1 protein-coding gene and 1 pseudogene are annotated in these 1,185 nt (G+C 63.0%); both read left to right on the forward strand.

All coding sequences use genetic code 11. The annotated features are described in order from the left end of the window. Positions 1–747 (forward strand): acetaldehyde dehydrogenase (acetylating) (locus AB3X94_RS41660; RefSeq protein WP_368614451.1); only part of this gene is annotated, 747 nt, incomplete at its 5' end. A gap of 22 nt (positions 748–769) precedes the next feature. Beyond that, a pseudogene (locus AB3X94_RS41665) lies at positions 770–1,185 on the forward strand (4-hydroxy-2-oxovalerate aldolase); the annotation flags it as partial.

Genomic DNA, 1,185 nt, shown 5'->3' on the forward strand with positions numbered 1-1,185 from the left:
GTGTTCAATGACATCGACTTCGTGTTCGACGCGACCTCGGCCGGCGCGCACGTGAAGAACGATGCGCTGTTGCGAAAGCTGAAGCCTTCGATTCGCGTGATCGATCTGACGCCGGCCGCGATCGGGCCGTACTGCGTGCCGGTCGTCAATCTCGACGCGCATATCGGCGCGCCCAACGTGAACATGGTGACCTGCGGCGGACAAGCGACCATTCCGATGGTCGCGGCCGTGTCGCGCGTGGCGAAGGTGCATTACGCGGAGATCGTCGCGTCGATCAGCAGCAAGTCGGCCGGTCCCGGCACGCGCGCGAATATCGATGAATTCACCGAGACCACGTCGAAGGCGATCGAAGCGGTCGGCGGCGCGGCGAAAGGCAAGGCGATCATCGTGCTCAATCCGGCCGAGCCGCCGGTGATGATGCGCGATACCGTCTATACGCTGTCGGAGATGGCCGACCTCGACAAGGTCGAGGCTTCAATCGAGCAGATGGCCGCCGCGGTGCAGGCGTATGTGCCCGGCTATCGCCTGAAGCAGAAGGTGCAGTTCGACGAAATTCCCGCGAACGCGCCACTCAACATTCCGGGACTCGGCCGCTTCAGCGGCCTGAAGACGTCGGTCTTCATCGAGGTCGAAGGCGCCGCGCACTACCTTCCCGCCTATGCCGGCAATCTCGACATCATGACTTCGGCCGCGCTCGCGACCGCCGAGCGCATGGCGCAGGCGCTCGTGCAGGCATCAGAGGCATAAGAGGCTTAAGGAGACTTCCCGCATGGACAAGAAACTGTATATCTCCGACGTGACGCTGCGCGACGGCAGCCACGCGATTCGTCACCAGTACTCGATCCAGAACGTGCAGGACATCGCACGCGCATTGGACCGCGCGAAAGTGGACAGCATCGAAGTCGCGCACGGCGACGGCCTGCAAGGTTCGAGCTTCAACTACGGCTTCGGCGCGCATAGCGACCTCGAATGGATCGAAGCAGTCGCGGATGTCGTCGAGCACGCGCAGATCGCGACGCTGCTGCTGCCCGGCATTGGCACGATTCACGACCTGAAGGCTGCGTACAACGCGGGCGCACGCGTAGTGCGCGTGGCGACGCACTGCACGGAAGCGGACATTTCGAAGCAGCACATCGAATACGCGCGCGAACTCGGCATGGACACCGTCGGCTTCCTGATGATGAG

The organism is Paraburkholderia sp. BR10923, from assembly GCF_040948765.1.
Taxonomy (GTDB): domain Bacteria; phylum Pseudomonadota; class Gammaproteobacteria; order Burkholderiales; family Burkholderiaceae; genus Paraburkholderia; species Paraburkholderia youngii.